At 39.8% G+C, this 19,860-nt stretch carries 19 protein-coding genes and 2 tRNA genes; 3 read left to right on the top strand and 18 right to left on the bottom strand.

Annotated features, from left to right (window positions below; translation table 11 throughout):
* Positions 1-32 precede the first annotated feature (32 nt).
* The 6 genes from A33I_RS19355 to queG form a co-directional block, all read right to left on the bottom strand.
* Positions 33-590: a YufK family protein gene (locus A33I_RS19355; protein WP_022629965.1), complete on the bottom strand. Its 558-nt coding sequence runs from the start codon at positions 588-590 to the stop codon at positions 33-35.
* A gap of 103 nt (positions 591-693) precedes the next feature.
* Positions 694-999 (bottom strand): antibiotic biosynthesis monooxygenase family protein, encoded by a 306-nt coding sequence (locus A33I_RS19350; protein ID WP_012957625.1) that lies wholly within the window; start codon positions 997-999, stop codon positions 694-696.
* A 331-nt stretch (positions 1,000-1,330) separates the two neighbouring features.
* Positions 1,331-1,804, bottom strand: coding sequence for a tRNA (uridine(34)/cytosine(34)/5-carboxymethylaminomethyluridine(34)-2'-O)-methyltransferase TrmL (gene trmL, locus A33I_RS19345; protein WP_012957623.1), 474 nt, complete (start codon positions 1,802-1,804; stop codon positions 1,331-1,333).
* Between the two features lie 148 nt (positions 1,805-1,952).
* Positions 1,953-2,885: an amidase domain-containing protein gene (locus tag A33I_RS19340; RefSeq protein ID WP_022629962.1), complete on the bottom strand. Its 933-nt coding sequence runs from the start codon at positions 2,883-2,885 to the stop codon at positions 1,953-1,955.
* 146 nt (positions 2,886-3,031) lie between these two features.
* Positions 3,032-3,577: a methylated-DNA--[protein]-cysteine S-methyltransferase gene (locus tag A33I_RS19335; protein ID WP_022629961.1), complete on the bottom strand. Its 546-nt coding sequence runs from the start codon at positions 3,575-3,577 to the stop codon at positions 3,032-3,034.
* A gap of 69 nt (positions 3,578-3,646) precedes the next feature.
* Positions 3,647-4,804 (bottom strand): tRNA epoxyqueuosine(34) reductase QueG, encoded by a 1,158-nt coding sequence (gene queG / locus A33I_RS19330; protein ID WP_022629960.1) that lies wholly within the window; start codon positions 4,802-4,804, stop codon positions 3,647-3,649.
* 74 nt (positions 4,805-4,878) lie between these two features.
* Here queG and A33I_RS19325 point away from each other — a divergent pair, with 74 nt between their 5' ends.
* Both A33I_RS19325 and A33I_RS19320 read left to right on the top strand, forming a co-directional pair.
* Entirely contained in the window at positions 4,879-5,553 is a 675-nt protein-coding gene (locus A33I_RS19325; RefSeq protein WP_022629959.1) for a B3/B4 domain-containing protein, read from the top strand.
* A 103-nt stretch (positions 5,554-5,656) separates the two neighbouring features.
* Positions 5,657-6,097: a Dps family protein gene (locus A33I_RS19320; protein WP_022629958.1), complete on the top strand. Its 441-nt coding sequence runs from the start codon at positions 5,657-5,659 to the stop codon at positions 6,095-6,097.
* Positions 6,098-6,421: 324 nt separating this feature from the next.
* On the opposite strand, the gene A33I_RS19315 is transcribed toward A33I_RS19320, so the two are convergent.
* From A33I_RS19315 to A33I_RS19305, 3 genes are all read right to left on the bottom strand, one after another.
* Positions 6,422-7,834 carry an NAD-dependent succinate-semialdehyde dehydrogenase gene (locus tag A33I_RS19315; protein ID WP_022629957.1) on the bottom strand — a complete coding sequence of 471 codons (1,413 nt, stop codon included), beginning with the start codon at positions 7,832-7,834 and terminating at the stop codon, positions 6,422-6,424.
* A 123-nt stretch (positions 7,835-7,957) separates the two neighbouring features.
* Positions 7,958-8,566 (bottom strand): DUF3298 and DUF4163 domain-containing protein, encoded by a 609-nt coding sequence (locus tag A33I_RS19310; RefSeq protein WP_022629956.1) that lies wholly within the window; start codon positions 8,564-8,566, stop codon positions 7,958-7,960.
* Between the two features lie 116 nt (positions 8,567-8,682).
* On the bottom strand, positions 8,683-11,487 hold the full coding sequence (locus A33I_RS19305) for a 5'-nucleotidase C-terminal domain-containing protein (protein WP_022629955.1): 2,805 nt from the start codon (positions 11,485-11,487) through the stop codon (positions 8,683-8,685).
* Positions 11,488-11,886: 399 nt separating this feature from the next.
* On the opposite strand from A33I_RS19305, the gene A33I_RS19300 reads away from it, so the two are divergent.
* On the top strand, positions 11,887-13,512 hold the full coding sequence (locus tag A33I_RS19300; protein WP_022629954.1) for a PAS domain-containing sensor histidine kinase: 1,626 nt from the start codon (positions 11,887-11,889) through the stop codon (positions 13,510-13,512).
* A 40-nt stretch (positions 13,513-13,552) separates the two neighbouring features.
* Here the strand turns inward: A33I_RS19300 and A33I_RS19295 are convergent, their stop codons facing one another.
* The 9 genes from A33I_RS19295 to A33I_RS19255 form a co-directional block, all read right to left on the bottom strand.
* Positions 13,553-13,918, bottom strand: coding sequence for a rhodanese-like domain-containing protein (locus A33I_RS19295; RefSeq protein WP_022629953.1), 366 nt, complete (start codon positions 13,916-13,918; stop codon positions 13,553-13,555).
* A gap of 11 nt (positions 13,919-13,929) precedes the next feature.
* Positions 13,930-14,550 (bottom strand): polysaccharide deacetylase family protein, encoded by a 621-nt coding sequence (locus A33I_RS19290; RefSeq protein ID WP_022629952.1) that lies wholly within the window; start codon positions 14,548-14,550, stop codon positions 13,930-13,932.
* 43 nt (positions 14,551-14,593) lie between these two features.
* A complete protein-coding gene (locus tag A33I_RS19285; protein WP_022629951.1) occupies positions 14,594-14,971 on the bottom strand; it encodes a rhodanese-like domain-containing protein in 378 nt (125 codons plus the stop codon).
* Between the two features lie 44 nt (positions 14,972-15,015).
* The gene (locus A33I_RS19280; protein WP_022629950.1) at positions 15,016-15,420 is read right to left on the bottom strand and encodes a YidH family protein; all 405 of its coding nucleotides are present in this window, start codon (positions 15,418-15,420) and stop codon (positions 15,016-15,018) included.
* A 334-nt stretch (positions 15,421-15,754) separates the two neighbouring features.
* A complete protein-coding gene (locus A33I_RS19275) occupies positions 15,755-16,582 on the bottom strand; it encodes an SPL family radical SAM protein (protein WP_031311901.1) in 828 nt (275 codons plus the stop codon).
* A gap of 117 nt (positions 16,583-16,699) precedes the next feature.
* Positions 16,700-17,074, bottom strand: coding sequence for a VOC family protein (locus tag A33I_RS19270; protein WP_022629948.1), 375 nt, complete (start codon positions 17,072-17,074; stop codon positions 16,700-16,702).
* A 294-nt stretch (positions 17,075-17,368) separates the two neighbouring features.
* Positions 17,369-19,039, bottom strand: a complete 1,671-nt coding sequence (gene ilvD / locus A33I_RS19265) for a dihydroxy-acid dehydratase (RefSeq protein ID WP_022629947.1) — start codon at positions 19,037-19,039, stop codon at positions 17,369-17,371.
* 636 nt (positions 19,040-19,675) lie between these two features.
* Positions 19,676-19,757: transfer RNA gene (locus A33I_RS19260), tRNA-Leu, on the bottom strand.
* A 26-nt stretch (positions 19,758-19,783) separates the two neighbouring features.
* Positions 19,784-19,860 (bottom strand) — tRNA-Arg (locus tag A33I_RS19255).

Here is a 19,860-nt window from a genome sequence, read left to right as displayed (position 1 = left end):
AAAGGCTCGTTACATTCGTTGTAACGGGCCTTCTATATTGGCAGACTTGCCATAAAGCTGTTATATAATTTTACTAACGCATAGATCACAGCAATTAAAAATGTACTCCAAAAGATAATATGAAAAAAGATAAGTCCAACCAATCCTAGAATGGAAAGCGAATCACTTACTCTATAAACGAAGTAGACAAAATAAATAAAACAAGCAGCTGCAAAAGCCGCAGTTAAATAAATGATATCCTGTGTAAGAGCAAGCGAAATAATGCTCAATGCCATAAAAATAGAGGATCCGGCACGTATTTTATTCAGCTCTACCCCTTCAATATCTTTTGAGAAAAACAGCATGGAGAGCTCAACCGTAGTATCTGCAATAAGCTTTAACGCAGAAAAAACCATAAAAAAGAACAACATTAATAAAAATAACAGCGTTAACTTAATCCCATTTTCAGAGAAAAACTCGCGCATCCCCTCATACACCCCAAGGTCAACAAGTTGCGTTAAAATGAGGGTTTGAGTATAAAGTGCAAACGTTAAACTAAATAGCAAAATAGAAATTAAGGGGAAATGACTCGTAATATATCGATTCGACATTCCTATATGTCTCCTATTCTCATATCATACCAGCTTGGCTTCAAAGTATCGTTTCTAGTCATCGTTCATAGTCACTAAAAAAACAGCAGGACGGGCCTGCTGCTTAGGATTGATGAATAACCGTATAGGCGTTTAATTCATTTCCTGTTGTTGGTCCTTTTTCTTTTGATTCGCGCTTTTCTTTATGTGCGCGCTTAAACGCATCACTATGTAACCACTCTTCGTAATGCTCTTTTGTTTCCCATTTTGTGAAAACGACTTGCTTGCCATCTTCATCTTCGTTTCCTAAAAACATAAATTCAAGGCAGCCAGGTACCTTCTTCATATTCTCAGCAGCATTGCCAAAACGATTAGAAAGCTCTTCTTTAGCTTGTTTTGGCACGTGAAGTTCATTCATTACAACATACATTGATCTTCCTCCTTTGTCATAAGCTCCCTTTAAGTATAACGTTTTCACTCATTGTTGCAAAGCATTGTTGCAAAGCATTGTTGCAAAGGATTCTGGCAAAGCGTCATGAGCTTGACAAAGATTTTCGACAGCTTTTATTTCATTTGCAAGAGACTTGCTTTATAATAGAAACTATGTTGACTCACAAGGAGGAATAAGCATGGGTACAATCCTAATCCTTGGTGTCTGTGTAGCATTTTTAGCTGCAATTTTCGCAGCTGGCTACGAAGACAATCCACATAAGAACTAACAAAAATCGACCTTACCATGATGTAAGGTCGATTTTTCGTATTTATGATAATCCTTTAAATCCTTGCTGGCGGATGGCTTCATAAATCACAATCGCCGCAGTATTAGACACATTTAGTGAACGCACTTTATCTGTTTGAGGGATCCTAAAACAGCGGTCAAGATTACGGTCAATAATATCTTGTGGAATCCCTGTTGTTTCACGTCCAAATACAAAGAAATGATCTTTATTATCATCTGAGTAATCAAACTCACTGAAATTTTTCGTTCCAACCGTTTCAATAAAGTAAAATTCGCCCTCTTTGTACGTATCAAACAGCTCTTCTAACGAGTCATAATAATGAATATCAACGCTTGGCCAATAATCACAGCCAGCACGTTTTAACATTTTATCGTCTGTTGAAAAACCAAGCGGTCTGATTAAATGCAGCGATGTATTCGTTCCTGCACATGTTCTAGCAATATTTCCAGTGTTTGCAGGAATTTCAGGTTGATAAAGGACAATATGTAAACCCAAGTGGCACACCTCTATTTCTTCATGTTCTTCAATGATCATGTTTCATTTCCGATCATGTTTTATCTCATTTCACATAACAACTAGTATACCACTTCAAAAGGTTAGATCAAAGAAGAAACCGCTTGTCACCATCAAGCGGTTTTGACCATTATACATTAATGTGGAAAAACTTATATTTTATATTCGGCGTCCAGGCCGTTGAATCTTCATAAGCCCAATACCTCATCCGGCTGTTCGTTGTCTGTGCATTGACTAACGGCTCCCCGTTTCCATCTTTTGCGACCACAATCGTAGAGTGCTGCCACCTTCCATCCCCGTTGAAATCATAGCAAATTACATCACCTAAATTCAGATCACGTGCCCTCTCTCTTTCTACACCGCGCAGTCCTGTCTTTGCCCCGCTCAAATACCATCTAAAGGAATGAGCAACAGACCAGCTGTAGCTCCAATTGCCTTTTTGCATCCACCAGCCTTTAGAACGATTACCGGCAGCTGTCATCGGAGCTCCCCCAGCCTGAAGACATTGAGAAATGTAATTCGTGCAGTTATCCTTAAATTTTTTATAGGCGGGGTTATAATCATTCCACCATCGTTCTGCATATTTAACTGCCTCAAGACGATTATAGGCATTACGGCTGCTCCTTGTTTCAGCTGCATTTAAAAATGTTAACGGTTGAGAACTCTCTTTGTCCTCTCTTCTTTGAATAAGAGGCCTCTTCTCACTGTCTTTTGTTAGGAGACCGTCCTCAAATACAGCTCTTCTTTCCTCCACGATTTCTGTTAAATGAATGTTCTTTTTGATGCGGATGAACTGCTCATATTTAACAACATAATCCACAAATTCCTTTCTCCCAATCTGCTGTTTACGAAGGATTGTGCCTGATGCTTTAGAACGGATACATTCTCCTCCCCTCCGTCCTAACGACTCTTTAGCTCGCATAAAGCAATTCAACTCTGATTGGTTTTCAATTGCCTCTGTGTATTCAAGAGAACCAGGTGAATCACGCTCGGCAGTCTGTACCCATCGGGTATTTCTCTTTTGAATTAATGCATGAATAGGCTCAACAATTCGTTTTTCCATCCACCGCACCTGCCTTTTATAACCGAATATGCTTTATTTAATTTATGAGCGAGGAATTGTCCATCATGCCTCTCATATAAAAATAAGCCCCTTTCAAATGAAAGAGGCTATACATGAATACATGGAGAAATTATTTATGAGATTTTTTATGAAATTCTTTCAATCGCACCTTCGAGATTAAGTAAGATCTCTTTTTTGTCTAATCCTCCGCCATACCCTACCATTGCTCCATTACTGCCAATCACACGGTGGCATGGAACAATAATTGGGAGGGGATTTTGATTATTAGCCCCGCCGATTGCACGCACAGCTTTAGGTGCTCCAATGGATTCAGCAATTTGTTTATAAGATCTGGTTTCACCATATTGAATTTCGCGTAAGGCTTCCCACACTTTTCGTTGAAACGGTGTGCCAGATAAATCAAGCGGAATATCAAAATGCATTCTTTCACCATTAAAATAATCACGCAGCTGCTCACATACAGAATACAATGTATCGTTTGCAGATTGTTCACCGCATCGGATAAATTCACCTGTTAAGCCTTGCTTTCTTAATTTTGCCCGAAGAGCTGCCGTACATGTTTCTAAATCACCAAAATGTATATGACAAACGCCTCGTTGGGTTGCAACGATTGTTAGCGTACCAAGTGGACTATCCATTTCATTAACATAAAGCGTTGTTTCTAGTGCCATGTTAGCCCTTCCTTCCGATTGTCCATTTTCCACCATCTTACCTTACTGTTAGGTAAGTTTACCAATTACTTATCGTGCATTTTCGAGCATTTCAAGCGCTCTATCAATCTCTCGGAGTACCTCATCGTCTTTTTCACGTTCTTTCGCTAATATAAGCCTGGTTTCCTCTTCATTCCTGCGATTCTCCTTCATTCGACTTATTTTGCCGATTGCCCATGCAGCCGTTCCACGAATAACGGGTCTTGGGTCAGATTTCATCAATTCGGCCAAAAGAGGCAGTGCTGATTCATCCTTAAAATGAGCTAAAGCAATAATCGCATTTCTCTGTATCGGCTTTTTCCCCCTCCATGACCCTGACACATGACCAAACGTTTCTTTAAACTCACGGTTTGAAATCGTTAATAAAGGCTTTAGGAGAGGCTTAGCAATCTCTGGGTCTGGCTCCATTTCAGGATGATGATGAAAATCTTTTCCTTTATTTTCAGGACACACCTGCTGACATGTGTCACACCCGTACAATCTATTGCCAAGTTTTTCTCTATATGGTTCAGGAAGAAATCCTTTTGTTTGTGTTAAATAGGCTATACAAGCTTGAGAGTTTAACTGTCCTCCTTGTACCAGTGCATCAGTCGGACACGCCTCCACGCATTTATTGCATGTGCCGCATTGATCAGTGATCGGTGTATCTGGCTCAAATGGAATCGTCGTGATTATTTCTCCTAAGTACACATAACTGCCAAACTCGGGAGTAATAATCGCGCAATTTTTTCCTGTCCAACCAATTCCCGCTCTTTTTGCTACTTCACGGTCTGAGAGAGCTCCTGTATCAACCATTGATACCTTTTTTGCTTGAGGCACCTTCTCATCTAAGAACTTTTCAATTTTGCTTAACCGGTCACGAAGCACATCATGGTAATCCTGCCCCCATGACGCCCGGCAAAAAATCCCGCGGCGTGCGTCCTTGGTATTTTTGGGTGCATCTTTCATTTTAGAAGGATAAGCTAATGCAATCGAAATGATGCTCCTAGCCTCTTCCAAATTCTGCTCTGGATGCACTCTTTTATCAATATCAGGCTCTTCAAAACCTGATTGATAGCCTAGCTTTTGCTGGGTTACCAAGCGGTCTTTCAACGTGATAAAAGGATCAGCTGTAGTGAAGCCGATTTTGTCAACTCCGATAGTCTTACTATATGCAATAAGCTCTTCTTTTAATTGGGCGAGTATCATGCCCCATCACCTTTCTTCTACCAAATCCACCTTTATGCTACAATACGTACACAACGAATGGAGGAGGCAGTCTTATGTCAGCCATACAAATAGATAAAAGCATCTCATCCCTTATCCCTCAATTTAAGCTTGGCTTTATATCATACCATTCTATCGTGATTAGCGACTCACCACAAATGTTAAAAGGCCGTTTGCAATTTTTTCAAGAAACTCTGCAGGTGGACCTTGAAGAAAAACCTTTAACAGCCTTTAGCGGTGTGGCTGAATGGAGAGACGTATTTAAAATTTGTAAAATAGATCCGTCTAAATACCGTCCCTCACATGAAGCTTTGATGCGAAGAATTAAAAAAGGAAACTTTCTACCTACCGTTCAATCTGCGGTAGACCTGAACACGTTTTTCTCTCTACAGTACATGATCCCTTTTGGAATTTACGATGCTTCTGCTTTAAAAGGAGATATCTCTATTCGCTTAGGTGAGGCGGGTGAAGGCTATGACGGGGTGAATGGCCGCTTTAATGATATGTCTGGAAAAATTATTACCTCAGATGAACACGGTCCCTTCGGCAGCCCTATCGTCGACTCCAGACGTACAAGCGTATCAACATCGACAACTGATGCGATCCAGCTTATTTATTTAAAGCCTTCCATGGAAGTTGAGGAAGCTGAAAAACTTGTATCTGCAGCGGCATCCATGTTCACCCAAATACACGGAGGAGAACTCCTGCAAGCATCTGTGATCAATTTATGAAATCCCTAAACATTGGAAGTTCTTTTTGTTAACACGTTTAATTTAAGGGTATTATGGGAATGTATAAAGAGAATATTACTAACAAAGAGAGGACGATGTTATTATGAGTCAAGATAAAGTTTCCGTTATTCTAAACAAGCAAATCGCTAACTGGAGTGTTCTTTTTGTAAAACTACATAACTATCACTGGTATGTTAAAGGGCCACAATTTTTCACGCTTCACACAAAGTTTGAAGAGCTTTACAATGAAGCACAAACGTATATTGATGAGCTTGCTGAGAGACTTTTAGCACTTAAAGGCCATCCAGTCGCTACAATGAAAGAATATCTTGAAACTTCTTCAATTGAAGAGGCGAAACCAGGCCAATCCGCAGAAGAAATGGTAAGTGAGTTATCAGATGATTTCACAAAACTGATTGATGAACTTAAAGAAGGTATGGAGGCTGCAGATTCTCTTGGAGATGAAACGACAGCTGATATGCTTCTCTCTATCCATCAATCTCTTGAGAAACACAACTGGATGCTCCGTTCATTCTTAAAATAATGAAGCAAAACGAGTTTGAGGCAACCCCCTCAGACTCGTTTTTTATTTCTGTAGGTGCCTTATCAGCCGGTATTCTGGAATTGTATGATTTCAAGTTGATTATGCGTCAGTGACATTGTGAATTGTATTCCTGTTCTTTTTAATTGCGTCTGTTAAGAGCCTTATTGCGCTTATCTGCTCTCATTGCGTCAGTTCACAGCCGATATGCGTCACTGTTAAGATGAATTATATTTCTTTCCCCCATAATTGCGCCCATCCTGCCTCTCTTAACCAAGCAAAGAGCTGCCCACACTAGGACAGCTCTTTTACCACTATTATTATTACTTATTCAAAAGCAAGTGAAATATACTTTACTTCAAGAAATTCATCCATGCCGTGGTGTCCGCCTTCACGTCCTAATCCGCTCTCTTTAAATCCGCCGAACGGCGCCTGCGGTACAGAAGGCAATCCATCATTGATCCCTACAATGCCAAATTCCAGCTCTTCACTTAAGCGAACAGCCTTTCCTATATCACGAGTGAATAGATAGGCAGCAAGACCAAATGGGGTTCCATTGGCTCGTTCGATGACTTCTTCCTCTGTTTTAAACATCGAGATAGGAGCGAGTGGGCCAAACGTCTCTTCCCGCATACACTTCATCTCTTCGGTGACCCCGCGTAGTACAGTCGGGCCGATAAATTGACCATCCGCTTCTTCTCCACCGTATACGATCTCTGCCCCTTTATCTTTTGCATCTTCAATATGTTCTTGAACCTTTTTAACCGCATCTTCATCAATTAATGGCCCAAGGTCAACGCCTTCTTCAAGCCCGTTGCCTACTTTCAGCTCAGAGACGGCTGCTTTTGCTTTTTCAGAAAAAGCATCGACTACATCTTCATGCACATAAATTCGGTTAGCACATACACATGTCTGCCCCGCATTACGATATTTAGAAGCAATAAAGTGAGAAACGGCTGTATCAAGATCTGCATCATCCATTACGATAAACGGTGCTTGTCCGCCAAGTTCTAAGGAGATTTTCTTCATTGTTTTAGAAGCGCCTTCCATTAAGACTTTCCCCACTTCCGTTGAGCCGGTGAACGTCAGCTTTCTCACACGAGAATCTTCCTGCCACACCTCTGCAATTGTTTTAGCATCTCCTGTAACAATATTGATCACTCCGCTTGGAATACCAGCTTCAATTGCTAGCTCTCCTAAGCGTAAGGCTGTCAGCGGTGTTTGCTCAGCAGGCTTAACTACAACGGTACATCCTGCAGCAAGAGCCGGCGCTACCTTTCTTGTTATCATCGCTGCCGGGAAGTTCCACGGAGTAATCGCTGCAACGACTCCAACGGCTTGTCTTTGGACGAAGATCCGTTTGTTCGCAGCTGACGCAGGAATCGTCTCACCGTAGATCCGTTTACCTTCTTCTGCGTACCATTCAATAAATGAATTGGCATAGCCGATCTCACCTTTGGCTTCTTTTATCGGCTTCCCTTGCTCTTTAGTCATTAATTCAGCAAGCTCTTCAGTTGCTTCTTCAATTTTTCTAAACCAGCTCATTAAAGCTTTGCTTCGTTCATTCGCTGTCTTTTTAGACCACGTTTTAAATGCTGTATAAGCTTCATCAACCGCAGCCTTCGCTTCGTTTTCTCCGCCATCCGGGGCCGTCCCAACCTTCTCTCCAGTTGCCGGATTGAACACATCAATCGTACTGAGCCCTTCTCCTACAAAAGAGCCGCCAATCAGCATTTTCATTTACTCATCTCCTTCATTCTAGTCACCTGATATGTATTCGACATTTATTGTATAGGTTCCTTTATCTAGGAGAGCTAAACGAGAGGCTGGCTGAGAATTCGCTGTAAAAAAGAAAGAAGAATGCTAATACAGCATCCTCCCTAATGGCCCCTCTTGATCGATTATATCTTCTATTTCATACACGGAGATGACAAAGAAAGGGAATCCAAATGCATAAGGAACGAGATCATATAATTGAAAATAAATAATGAGGGCCCGGTCAGCTTGATAAAAATATTGATTTGGAGCAATTCCTTTAAATGGAGATAACAACGGAAGGTCTCGGTCTTTTATTTGTGCTTCAATGATCTTGTTCAACCTCTTGATGTAAGGAGCGTCCTCTTTAAACAATTCCTTCAGCTTATACACTTTTCCTGTTTGTACATCCATTGTCAGGGAGCGCAGCGTAGATAGGCCATGAGCCCCGCCAGAATAGGAATAATGTAGATTTGTAAGACTGACTATATTCCTTTCGTTCGTTTTCACCTCATAGCCACCCGTAATCTCAGTTTCTGGATAGTCATAGAATCCTTGCTTCGTAATCATCGTTTGCACTTGCTGATAGATCCGCTCATTTAATTTCTTTTCTATGGTGTGATCAACTAAGCCAGCAAGCTGTGGGTAGTAAACATCGAGCCTAGGCTGAATTAAATGACGAGTACGAATCTCAACAGGCAGTATCGACATATTCATCCACGTATCCTCCTTTTTAATGTTGATTGATATATATGCAGAAGAGGAACACTTAACGTCAGATACATGAAACAAAATAAAGAGACAGCATCCATCTGCTGTCTCTTCTATCTTGCTTAGTTAAATTCAGGGTGTTTTACTGCTTCAAATCCTTTAAAATGATCGCGTTCACCTAAGACGGTTACTTTTTCTCCGTGCAGCTCAGGATTTGTTACTAATCCATAACTTGCACGGTCTTCAGGCTTAAGCTGAACGATCATCATTTTGCTTTGGTCTGTTTCATTTGGATCATCGGCAATAAGTACACTTAAATCATCGTAATAAGCTGGTGCTAGAGCTACATGATTTTTCGAACGGGCATTACCGATTACATAGCCGCTTACTTCTACTTCACCTTCAGATTGCAACAGTGCATCTGCAACAGTCAAAGGACCTTGTGGCTCTTGCTCGTTATCATCACCTGGGGCTTCTTCAAATGTGAAAGCAGAAGGATTTCTCATGCCTGGTGTTTGGAAATAAGCTTCAAGAGAGCCGGTGATGGATACATATTTTCCAAGATTATCAGGATGAGATACTACGTTTAACCCAGTGCGTACCGTTGTTCCATTTACTAATTGAACGGGCAGCATCTTCTCACGATCTGTTTCATTTGGGTCATCTGCTAGCAACAGGTTAGAAGCAGCATGTGTCCCTTCTCCTAAGATCACTTGATTTGAGTTAATCGAACCAACAATATATCCACGAACATTCGCAATACCTGAATTCTGTGCAATTGCTTCGGCTACTGTTAGGAAACGATCTCCATCAGGAAGGTCTACCCCTTCAATTGAAATTCGTTCTCCCTCAATATAGTCAATCGCACCATCATGATTTTGAATATACTCAACTGTCGCTTCCCAAACGGTACCTTCTGATTGAGATAAAACAGAGTCACTTAGACGATAGAATCCTTGTCCATGCATGTAATCGTTGTAAGCAACTGTATAGTTTGCATCAAGATCTAGCTCTGTACCATCTTCATCAAATAACAGAACATCCTGCATCCCTGTACCACTCTCACTAGGGATCAATTGATACTTGATTCCAGAAGCTTGCAGGTCTACTCCACGGTGGTAGCTAGATTGTGATAAAATCACTTCTTTCAATTTAGTTCCTGTAGTCTCTACAACAACGATTTCATTTCCAAAACGATCAAGTGCTTCAATCTGTTTATCTGTAATGTACCCTGCAGGAATTTCTCCTGATACAGAAGAACCGTTTAGTAAAGCAATATCTGCATCAGCCGTATCACGGATTGCATCTGTATAAAGATTGCCCATACCTACATCAGCAATGTTTTTATTGCTAGAAAACAGTCCATTGTCCGTTGTACCAATCACTTCACCTGGCATTGGACCGCTTGGATCAACAGAAATTTTAATTCTTCCTTCGCGACTGTAGTTAATTGCTTCTTCATTCGCTGTAAGCTCTTTTGCATAGTCGATCATCGCTGTAGTCATTTGACCTACTAACGGATTAACAATCGTTCCTTCAAACTCATAACCAGATCCGCCTGTCCCGATATAATCAGGCACAGCAATCGTGTAACGTTCCTCTAAATTAAGGGGCTGTCCATTTCTTGTTAAGTTTACATCTAATAGATTTCCAACAGGTCCTGCTACAATTTCATATTCAAAGCCTGATGCTTGCAAGTCAATTTGATTACGGTCCCCGCGAGAATAAGAGAATGCGAGAACATCTTTAATCGCCTGACCTGTCATTTCATAAACCATAATTTCATTCGCAAATGGCTCGATCGCATAAATATCGCCTACCGTTACTTCACCAGGTGCGATACTATCACGAATTCCGCCATTATTTGTAATTGCAAAGTCCGTATCTGCATATGCACTCATTGCATCCGTCCAGAAGTTTCCAAGCGGCGCATCATACTCATAACGTCCATCACGGCTTAACCCTGTATCTGAATAACCAATGACTTCACCAAGAAGTTCATTCATTTCTTCGTTGTATACATCAATGATTGCTTGTACATCTTCATCTACATTCGTTAGCTGGCTAACGTTTTGAACAAAGCCCTCTGTTACTGTCACTTCATTTGTTGCAGTATTAAGCTGCAGATTTAAGTTACCGACGAAGTTCAAGTTGCCATTTGTCTGTACAATTGGGGTTCCGTTTACGACTGCCGGTGCATTTAACAATGTGTGGCTGTGTCCGCCAATAATCACGTCAAAATAGTCTACTTCCTCTGCTAAACGGCGGTCATCGTTATGTCCAATATGAGTCAACGCGATAATAATGTCGGATTGATCCTCAAGTTCTTCTTGATACTGCTTTGCAACCGCAGTATAATCAGCTTCAAAATCAATACCAACTACTCCAGCAGGGGCAGTTGATGGAGGGGCTTGAGTAAGAGAAAATACTGCTACATTTACTCCGTTCACATCAAAGATTTCATATGGCTTTGGCTGTTCAATCGCAATGGATTCATCAAATACTTCCATATTAGCAGCCATCCATGGGAAGTTTGATTCTTCCATTCTCTCAGCAAAGATCTCTTGACCGTAATCAAACTCATGGTTTCCGATTGTCATTGCATCTACACCAACAAGGTTAAGAATATCAATGATCGGTTTTCCGTAGTTTAGATCGACTACAGGATTGCCGCTAAAAATATCTCCTGCATCTAAATATAGAGAATAATCAGCCGCGTCGCGTTGCTCATTAATATACGCTGCTGCAGCTCCAAAACCATCGATACTCGCATGAATATCATTGGTGTATAACACACGTAAATCTACTATTTCTTCATTTAATTCCTCTGCGTGTGCTTGATTCGAAGCAAAAGGGATTGCTAATAATACTAGACAAAGAATAATAGAGAGAATCTTCTTCCATCTAATTGAATCATTTTTAAACATCTCATACCCTCCATAATATGTAGTTTAAATGGCCATTGCCGAGCATTTTCCATTGACTCATTTCGACAACATTTTCCATTCGTTCTAAGTCTAGCATTATTTTTTGTAAATTTGGTATAGCCTAAATTAACTTATAATTACATAAAAAACCTCATTTTAACCAAACTGTTACATTATATAGTTCATAGTTAGCAGATCAAAAGATTCGTTTTTGATAGACCTAAAGGTTCATCCTCTTCTTATAGGGATTTGTCGAATTTTTTCTCCGTATTAGGAAATGTTTCTAGTGAATTAGTACATTTTTTTGATGCGAATATGGTTATAATAAATAGTTAGATACTACTTGATTCAGCTGAGACGAAACGTTGATCAAGGAATAAGAGAGAAGGCGGCTTTGAGATGAGTTACAAGAAGAAAATGCTTCTTATCTATTTGGTCTTAGGTTTGGTTTGGATTGTCTTCACTGACTACCTAGTCTTAATGTTAGACCTTGGGACCTATCTTAGCATTCAGAAAATCAAAGGAATTATCTTTGTGATGTTAACTGGATTTTTCATTTACTATATTCTAGGAAAACGAGAAGAAGTTGAACTCCTTAAAAATGAGAAAGAAAAACTGACAACCCTGATTAATTCTATGGTTGATTTTGTTAACTTTAAAGACGGGGAAGGACGCTGGATTGAATCGAACGAATTCGGTCTAAAGCTTTTTCAACTAGAGAATGTTGATTACCGTGGAAAAACAGATGCTGAACTTGCAAAGTATACAGATTTTTACCATGATGCCCTGAATTACTGCATGACGTCGGATGAGGAAACATGGCAAGCGGCTAAAGTAACACGCTGCGAAGAAGTCATCCCGCTGCCAAATGGCGATGAGAAAACATTTGATACGATTAAAGTTCCTCTCTTCAAACCAAATAAAGAACGTAAAGGGTTAGTTGTGATCGGGCGAGATATTACAGAGCGGAAACTAGCAGAGAAGCAAATGAAAGAGAACGAACTTAAATATAAATCTCTTTTTAAGTATAATCCTGAGCTCGTCTTCATGGTGGATTTAAACGGAACGATTACAGACTTAAATCCTAAGTTTGAACCTCTGACTGCCTACAACGATGATGAAGCAATGGGTACTCCGATCTTTAACTACATTTGCGAAAAAGACAAGACACGGATCTATGAAGCATTTAATTCGGTCATTAAAGAAAAGCGAGCTAAAACTAATCGTGAAGTAGCGATCTGCCATAAAGAAGGGAAAAAGGTTATCGCTCACTTCGCATTTGTTCCGATTATTATTGATAATGAAACAACAGGAATTATCGGTTATGCCACTGACATTACCCAAATACTTGAGACGGAAGAAAAGCTTAAGACTACAGAAAAACTTGCTGTGATTGGAGAACTTGCTGCGGGGATTGCCCATGAAATCAGAAATCCGCTCACTTCTTTAAAAGGGTTCGTGCAAATGTTTCAGTCTGAGAGCAAAAAGGAGAACTTTATTCATACGATTATGCTAGATGAACTTGACCGGATCAATTCGATTGTCAGTGAGCTGCTCGTATTGTCAAGACCGCAAGAGATTACGTTCTCTAAAAAAAATATAAATGATTCCATAAAAGATGTCTTAACCCTGCTTGAGTCAGAAATGAACTTACACGGGGTGTCTGTTGATTTTCAAACCGAGGCTGATCCAACACTCCTTGATTGTGAGCCTAATCAGTTAAAGCAGCTATTCATTAATCTGCTTAAAAACGCGATCGAAGCAGAGTCCAAGAACATATGCATTCATATCAAGAAACAAGATGACTCCATTATTGTGAGTATTACAGATAACGGCCAAGGCATTAGTGAAGAGAGAATCAAAAAATTAGGAGAACCATTCTATTCCGAAAAAGAAAAGGGAACTGGATTAGGGCTGACAGTCAGCTTCAAAATCGTGGAAGCTCATAACGGAACAATTAAATATGATAGTAAAGTTGGAACGGGTACAACCGTCACTATGACGTTTCCAATAAAAGAAGACTAGAGCAATGAATCTGCTCTAGTCTTCTTGTTTTTAATGGAGATCAGCCTCTCCAAGCGGACATTCCGCCTTTGACATTTGTTATATTCGAATATCCTAATTTCTTTAATGTACCGCAGGCCTTATTGCTTCTCATCCCGCTTTGACAGATCACAATCACTTCTTTATCCTTTGAAAGCTCGTTATGACGACCTTTTAGCTCATGCAATGGAATGTTTTTGGCTTGTTTAATTTTATGTCCGCTGAATTCCCCTTGCGTTCTTACATCAACAAGCTGTACATCTTTTCGTGTTAATTCTTTTCTTAGTTCTTCAGTTGTGATTTGTTTTACGCCATTAGCAGGTAAAATTCTCTTCACAACAAACCATACGATAAAAGCAATAAATAATCCTTGAATAATTAATTCCATTCTAACTCCCCCTATAATGTCCTAAAACTGAAGCCGCCTCTTTTTAATTCTTTTATTAATTGTGGCAGTACGTATAATGTCTGCTCTAATTCATGCAGCAGGATAATGGATCCATTTTCTACGTTCTCTACTACATTTGAGATGATTTTATCCGGATCTTTTTTTAACTCCCAGTCATAAGAAGGAACATCCCAAAGGACTACATCGAGCTGCATAGCAGCTGCAATATTCAGTGTATCCACATTATATTGACCGAAAGGCGGTCTAAAATGCTGAATGGGCTGGCCTATGATCCTTTCCACTTCTCTTCTGCTCGTTTCGATCTCTTTTCTCTGCTTATCTGCATTCAATCGAGCAAGATTTGGATGTCTATGAGTATGCGTCCCTATCATATGCCCTTCAGCTATCGTTCTTTTCCACGGCCGCTTATGATGAAGTAACCGAGACTGCCAAAAGAACATGGCATGAACCTGTTCCTCATTTAATACATCAAGAAATGAACCTATGTATTTACTAGGCCCATCATCAAAGGTTAATACAACTGCCTTCTCTCCTTCTAAAGAAAAGTCAGCTTTTGAGATCAAATAATGTTCTCTTAGTGAGCGGTCTCCAACCGCTCTCGCCAAAGGCATTCAAGGACTTTTCACCATAGACCCCACCTCTGCTCTGTATATTTTACAATCCGTATGCCTCTTTACCCCGACAAGGGTGAGGAGTCGCCTCATTCTTAATCATAAAGCCTCCTACACGATACCCTTTACTCTTTAGAAAACGTGCGCTTAAATTAGCCTCTTGTCTTTCTGCACAAACGAGATAGATTATCTTCTTATCTAGGTCGTGATAATATCTTTTAAGATAGGCTAACGGAATATTCATTGTACCGTCTATACTTGTTTTATTTGCAACGGGAAAATCACGTACATCGAGGATAACAACCTCATTATTATCTTTTATATTCTGGATATCAGTACATTTTAAACCGATAACAGGTATATATCTTTTATACAAAAAGTACGCAATGCCCATTGCCATAATGACAACCACACTTGTCATGTAGATCACCTCACCCTTATGCACCACTAAGTATACTGTCTTTCTTACGTTCCAGCCATTAGATAGAAATAATACACCATAAATAATACTAAAATCATAAAAATTACGGCAGTCATATACACGATAAACTTAAAAGAAGAATGAAACTCTTGTGTGTTGATCATTTTCCTGTTACGAAAATACACATGAGTAGCGAGTGCGATTGTCAATAGACCCAGCATGAGTGAAAAACCGCTTATAAACATCGCTAATGCATTATCCATAAATTGATGCAAAGGCGTATTAAAGTGAAGAGTCGTAGCTAAAAACCCTAGCCCAATAATAGCAATAGCCGTTCTAATCCACGCTAGATACGTTCGCTCGTTTGCTAGATGCTGTTGAATATATTTAGATTCGACCGTCTCATTTTTACTAGCATCATTCTTGCTCTCATTCTTCTGTCCATCCATATAAGCCTCCGATCTTACCCTTCTAGCTATTTATTTAAAAAAACCCATAAAGTACAGGCCGACGTTATATACAATAAAGATAGCTCCTACCAGGAACCATAAGTAAACAGCTGGTCATATAGGCGGCTTAGATGCCTTTTTTGCCCCATCTGTTCTCTTCTTTGTTATGCCTCACTGATCACTTTTACATGCATGTTTTTCTTGTTCTGACATTCTATTCCTCACCTCTTTTCGGTAATTTGTTTATATCCACATTATATACCTACAAGGGTATTAGGTCAAATTGAAAGAAACGTTCTTTGCATGTTGCTAAAGAACGTTAATATTACTTGAATTAATAAGGCATAAATCCTTCCTTGCTGATTAAGATTTGATCAGAAGAGAACGCCGTTTTCATTTGTTCATACGCATACTTGTGTACATGTTCTCCGTACCATTTTTCTAATTCTTCCTCCGTAAATCGTTCTTTTATTTTAAGACGCTCCGTTCTCTTCCCATTACTTCCATCCCCCGTATAAAAATCATCAATGACAATTCGGTTAACGAGAGCAGCCAGCGTTTCTGGGAATTGTTTAGAAAAAGGGAGTACAGGCGCCACCGCTGCTTGTATTGGCAGGTCATTTTTTTGAAGCTCTCTGATTGCCTTCAGCCTCGCTTGAATTGGAGGGGCTTGTGGTGAGAAGTTTTTTCGTACCTCATCGAGATCTGTCTCAACTGTCACACTGAGGCGCAGGCTGTCTTTAAGCTTTAAAAACAAGTCAATGTCTCGCGTGACAAGCGGGCTCCGTGTCTGTACAAAAAGAAAGTCTGGAGGCATCTCTACCATTGCTTCAAGCAGGGCCCTTGTTATGTTTTCTTTATACTCAACTGATTGATATGGATCTGTCGCAGATGCCATAAAGATCGTTACTTCCTTCCCCCGTTTTCGCAGGATGCTCATTTCACGAATATACTTTTCATGAATGCCCTTTTTAATATCAACCCACTCACCCCACTCTTCTCCTCTAAATAAGCCAACCGGACTCTGTCTCACGTAACAGTAAGAACATCCAAATAAGCAGCCGGTATAAGGATTAAGAGAATGGGTGTATCCATATAAAAATCCACTGGCAGGAGTTAATATTTTTTTCGGTTCTTTATATGCGATTTGATGCCTAGTCAACTGAGATCCCTCACTTTCTACCTGTTTGTCTTATTCCCTTTTGTGCAGATTACAATCCTCCATTGCCGATAAAAAAAGACCCTGACCATCGTCAGAGTCTTAGAGTAGGTATAAGCATTACCAATGCACCTGAAGCTGATTTCCATCGGGATCATAAAAATAAAAGTAAGCATGACCGTTGTCTTCTTTTATATCCTCTACTTTTACTCCCTGCTCAGATAAATGCTGATGAAATTTCTGTAGCTTAGGACTTGTGAAACCAACACAAAACGCAGATTCCCCGTTCACTGAAAAATGAGCATACGTCTCCTCTGTAGTTGGCACTAAGATAATCAACAAAGGTCCCTCATTCACTTTCATGAGCGCAAAAGGATCGTCGGTAATGCTCAAAAGTTGAAACCCTAACACATCTCTATACCACACAGATGCAGTCGCTAAATCCCTCACTGGAATGCGAATGTAATGGACTTGATCAATGAATGATTGGTTCATGTTACTCTCTCCTCTTTGTAAAAACTAGTTATGAAGTGTATTAGACGTGAGGGAGAGATATCCTTTCACTTTTTTAGGAAAGGATAATTTCTTATCTTGCTAGGGCAGGTATTCTTTATGCAAGAAGAAAGACGATTACGCTAAGCATAATCGTCTTTTAATGATTGTGTCCGAATGAAGTGTGAAGCATTATAAGAACCTTGTTGGTTTATAGGTATAGGTCCTCCTTGCAAATCAAAATAACAACGTGGGCACGAGGGCCTTTCTCTTTATTGTTCTTCCTCAAGTAAATTATTAATCAGTTATTGCCCCTTTAGATGCAGAGGAAACTAAACGTGCGTATTTAGAAAGATACCCTTTTAAATGTTGTTGTGGAGCAGTCCATTCCTTTGCTCTCACCTCAAATTCTTCTGGTGAAATATCGACTTGGAGTTCCTGAGTCTCACTATCGATCGTGATCATATCTCCTTCTTTAATTAATGCTATTGGTCCACCTACCTGGGCTTCAGGAGCGATATGACCAACGACTAGTCCATGTGTACCTCCTGAAAATCTCCCATCTGTTATTAAACCGACCTTTTCGCCTAAACCTTTTCCAACTACGATGGCAGTAATAGACAGCATTTCAGCCATCCCTGGGCCGCCCTTAGGACCTACATAGCGGATCACTATAACATCTCCTGAATTAATCTCATTGTTTAACACAGCTTTAGTAGCATCTATTTCTGTATCAAACACACGAGCAGGTCCGGTTATTTCTTTTATTTTTAATCCTGACATTTTTGCTAAAGCTCCCTCAGGTGCCAAGTTTCCTTTCAAGATAACTAAAGGCCCTGTTTTACGCTTAGGATTTTCAAAAGAGATAATTTCTTGACCTTCTCTTAATGGTTCCACTTCAGCAAGATTTTGTTCGAGTGTTTTCCCAGTAACGGTCATACATTCACCGTGAAGAAGCCCCTTTTCAAGAAGTAATTTCATTACTCCCGGTACGCCTCCAATTTCTGATAAGTGTTCCATAACATATCGCCCACTTGGTTTAAGATCTGCAATATGCGGCACACGCTCTCCGATTCGCTCAAAATCATCTAAGTCAAGGTCAACATCAACGGAATGAGCCATAGCGAGTAAATGGAGTACTGCATTAGTAGATCCACCAAGAGCCATTACAACGGTGATGGCATTTTCAAATGCTTGTTTAGTCATAATATCCTTTGGAGTAATCCCTTTATCCAGTAAATTCATCACTGCCATTCCTGCTTCTTCACAATCTTTTAATTTATCTGGCGTTTCGGCTGGATTGGAAGAACTTCCTGGCAGACTCATTCCCATTGCTTCGATCGCCGAGGCCATTGTATTTGCTGTGTACATCCCGCCACATGACCCAGCTCCCGGACAGGCTTGACATTCAATTTTATGTAGTTCATCACGGTCTATATCTCCATTATTGTATTTTCCGACTCCCTCAAAGGCAGAAACAATATCTATGTCTTTCCCATCTACTTTTCCTGGTCGAATCGTCCCCCCATATACAAATACAGACGGCAAATTTAAACGCCCTATCGCAATCATACATCCTGGCATATTTTTATCGCATCCACCAATTGCTACAACCCCGTCATAACTTTGAGCACCGATTACTGTTTCAATGGAATCGGCTATAACCTCCCGACTCGGTAATGAATAACGCATCCCTTCAGTTCCCATTGAGATACCATCTGATACTGTAATCGTATTGAAAATAAAAGGAGTTCCCCCATTCTCTAAAGTTCCTTCCTTTGTCTTTAGAGCCAACTTATCAATATGCATGTTACACGGTGTAACTTCACTCCATGTACTAGCAATTCCTACAAAGGGTTTATTAAAGTCTTCGTCATTAATCCCCGTTGCCCTGATCATTGCACGATTTGGGGCACGATTTATATCGTTAAAAACTGAACTACGGCTTTTTGAAATGTTTTTACTCATGTGAACACATTCTCCTTCATCTTTATAATTTTAAAATAAAAAGTATAACTAGATTAATCTATCTAAAAACAAGTTATAACATCTCGCTGACCAATCTTAGTAAACAACTGCACATAAATTTTGTCTATTGCAAACTTCCACTTCCAAGTAAACTATAAGTTTACTTTAATTAGAAAAAAACAACCCAACCCTCAACTTAAAAATCTTGAAGCTCCGTATAATTTTATCGAAATATAAAGAATATTAAAATATCATAATAACATACTTAAACAAAAAAAGCATTAATCCCTCTTTAGATCAATGCTTTTTTAGAAAGTATGTATTCAATCTTTGCAGCTATGTAACAAATTTGTAGTTTGGGTCTCTTCCGACAAGATAAGGCGTAAAGAGCGTGTTCGTGTCGGAAGTGTTCATCTTGTTCTTAAACTCTTAAATTCTTTCACAAAGTCACCCTAAAATGAAGACTATGTTGTACAGTTTAGGTTTATTATGTAGCAAAATATTAGCAGGTAATTATTTTCGTCTCTTCACTAATAGGCTCCTACGCACACGATTTTTAGTTATTTTGATCGTGTTACGAGAACAACAAAAAAGACCCCAACATAACGTTGAAGTCTTTGTATAGTAGCTTTTAAGTACCGGTGGTCGGGGTCGAACCGACACTCCAGAAGGAACACGATTTTGAGTCGTGCGCGTCTGCCAATTCCGCCACACCGGCAAATAAAAAAAGATAAAAAAAAATAATGGTGCGCCCTGAGAGATTCGAACTCCCGACCTTTTGATTCGTAGTCAAACACTCTATCCAGCTGAGCTAAGGGCGC

Origin of the sequence: Alkalihalophilus marmarensis DSM 21297 (genome assembly GCF_000474275.2) — a bacterium.
In the GTDB taxonomy this organism is placed as follows: Bacteria; Bacillota; Bacilli; order Bacillales; family Bacillaceae_D; genus Alkalihalophilus; species Alkalihalophilus marmarensis.
Note: the sequence above shows the minus strand (reverse complement) of the source record. Positions and strands in the feature narration are given on the sequence as shown.

Coding starts and splice junctions, on each gene's coding strand:
- A33I_RS19355 (WP_022629965.1), bottom strand. CDS start 590: ATGTCGAATCGATATATTACGAGTCATTTCCCCTTAATTTCTATTTTG.
- A33I_RS19350 (WP_012957625.1), bottom strand. CDS start 999: ATGTATGTTGTAATGAATGAACTTCACGTGCCAAAACAAGCTAAAGAA.
- A33I_RS19340 (WP_022629962.1), bottom strand. CDS start 2,885: ATGGAAAAACGAATTGTTGAGCCTATTCATGCATTAATTCAAAAGAGA.
- A33I_RS19335 (WP_022629961.1), bottom strand. CDS start 3,577: ATGGCACTAGAAACAACGCTTTATGTTAATGAAATGGATAGTCCACTT.
- queG (WP_022629960.1), bottom strand. CDS start 4,804: ATGATACTCGCCCAATTAAAAGAAGAGCTTATTGCATATAGTAAGACT.
- A33I_RS19325 (WP_022629959.1), top strand. CDS start 4,879: ATGTCAGCCATACAAATAGATAAAAGCATCTCATCCCTTATCCCTCAA.
- A33I_RS19320 (WP_022629958.1), top strand. CDS start 5,657: ATGAGTCAAGATAAAGTTTCCGTTATTCTAAACAAGCAAATCGCTAAC.
- A33I_RS19315 (WP_022629957.1), bottom strand. CDS start 7,834: ATGAAAATGCTGATTGGCGGCTCTTTTGTAGGAGAAGGGCTCAGTACG.
- A33I_RS19310 (WP_022629956.1), bottom strand. CDS start 8,566: ATGAATATGTCGATACTGCCTGTTGAGATTCGTACTCGTCATTTAATT.
- A33I_RS19305 (WP_022629955.1), bottom strand. CDS start 11,487: ATGTTTAAAAATGATTCAATTAGATGGAAGAAGATTCTCTCTATTATT.
- A33I_RS19300 (WP_022629954.1), top strand. CDS start 11,887: ATGAGTTACAAGAAGAAAATGCTTCTTATCTATTTGGTCTTAGGTTTG.
- A33I_RS19295 (WP_022629953.1), bottom strand. CDS start 13,918: ATGGAATTAATTATTCAAGGATTATTTATTGCTTTTATCGTATGGTTT.
- A33I_RS19290 (WP_022629952.1), bottom strand. CDS start 14,550: ATGCCTTTGGCGAGAGCGGTTGGAGACCGCTCACTAAGAGAACATTAT.
- A33I_RS19285 (WP_022629951.1), bottom strand. CDS start 14,971: ATGACAAGTGTGGTTGTCATTATGGCAATGGGCATTGCGTACTTTTTG.
- A33I_RS19280 (WP_022629950.1), bottom strand. CDS start 15,420: ATGGATGGACAGAAGAATGAGAGCAAGAATGATGCTAGTAAAAATGAG.
- A33I_RS19270 (WP_022629948.1), bottom strand. CDS start 17,074: ATGAACCAATCATTCATTGATCAAGTCCATTACATTCGCATTCCAGTG.
- ilvD (WP_022629947.1), bottom strand. CDS start 19,039: ATGAGTAAAAACATTTCAAAAAGCCGTAGTTCAGTTTTTAACGATATA.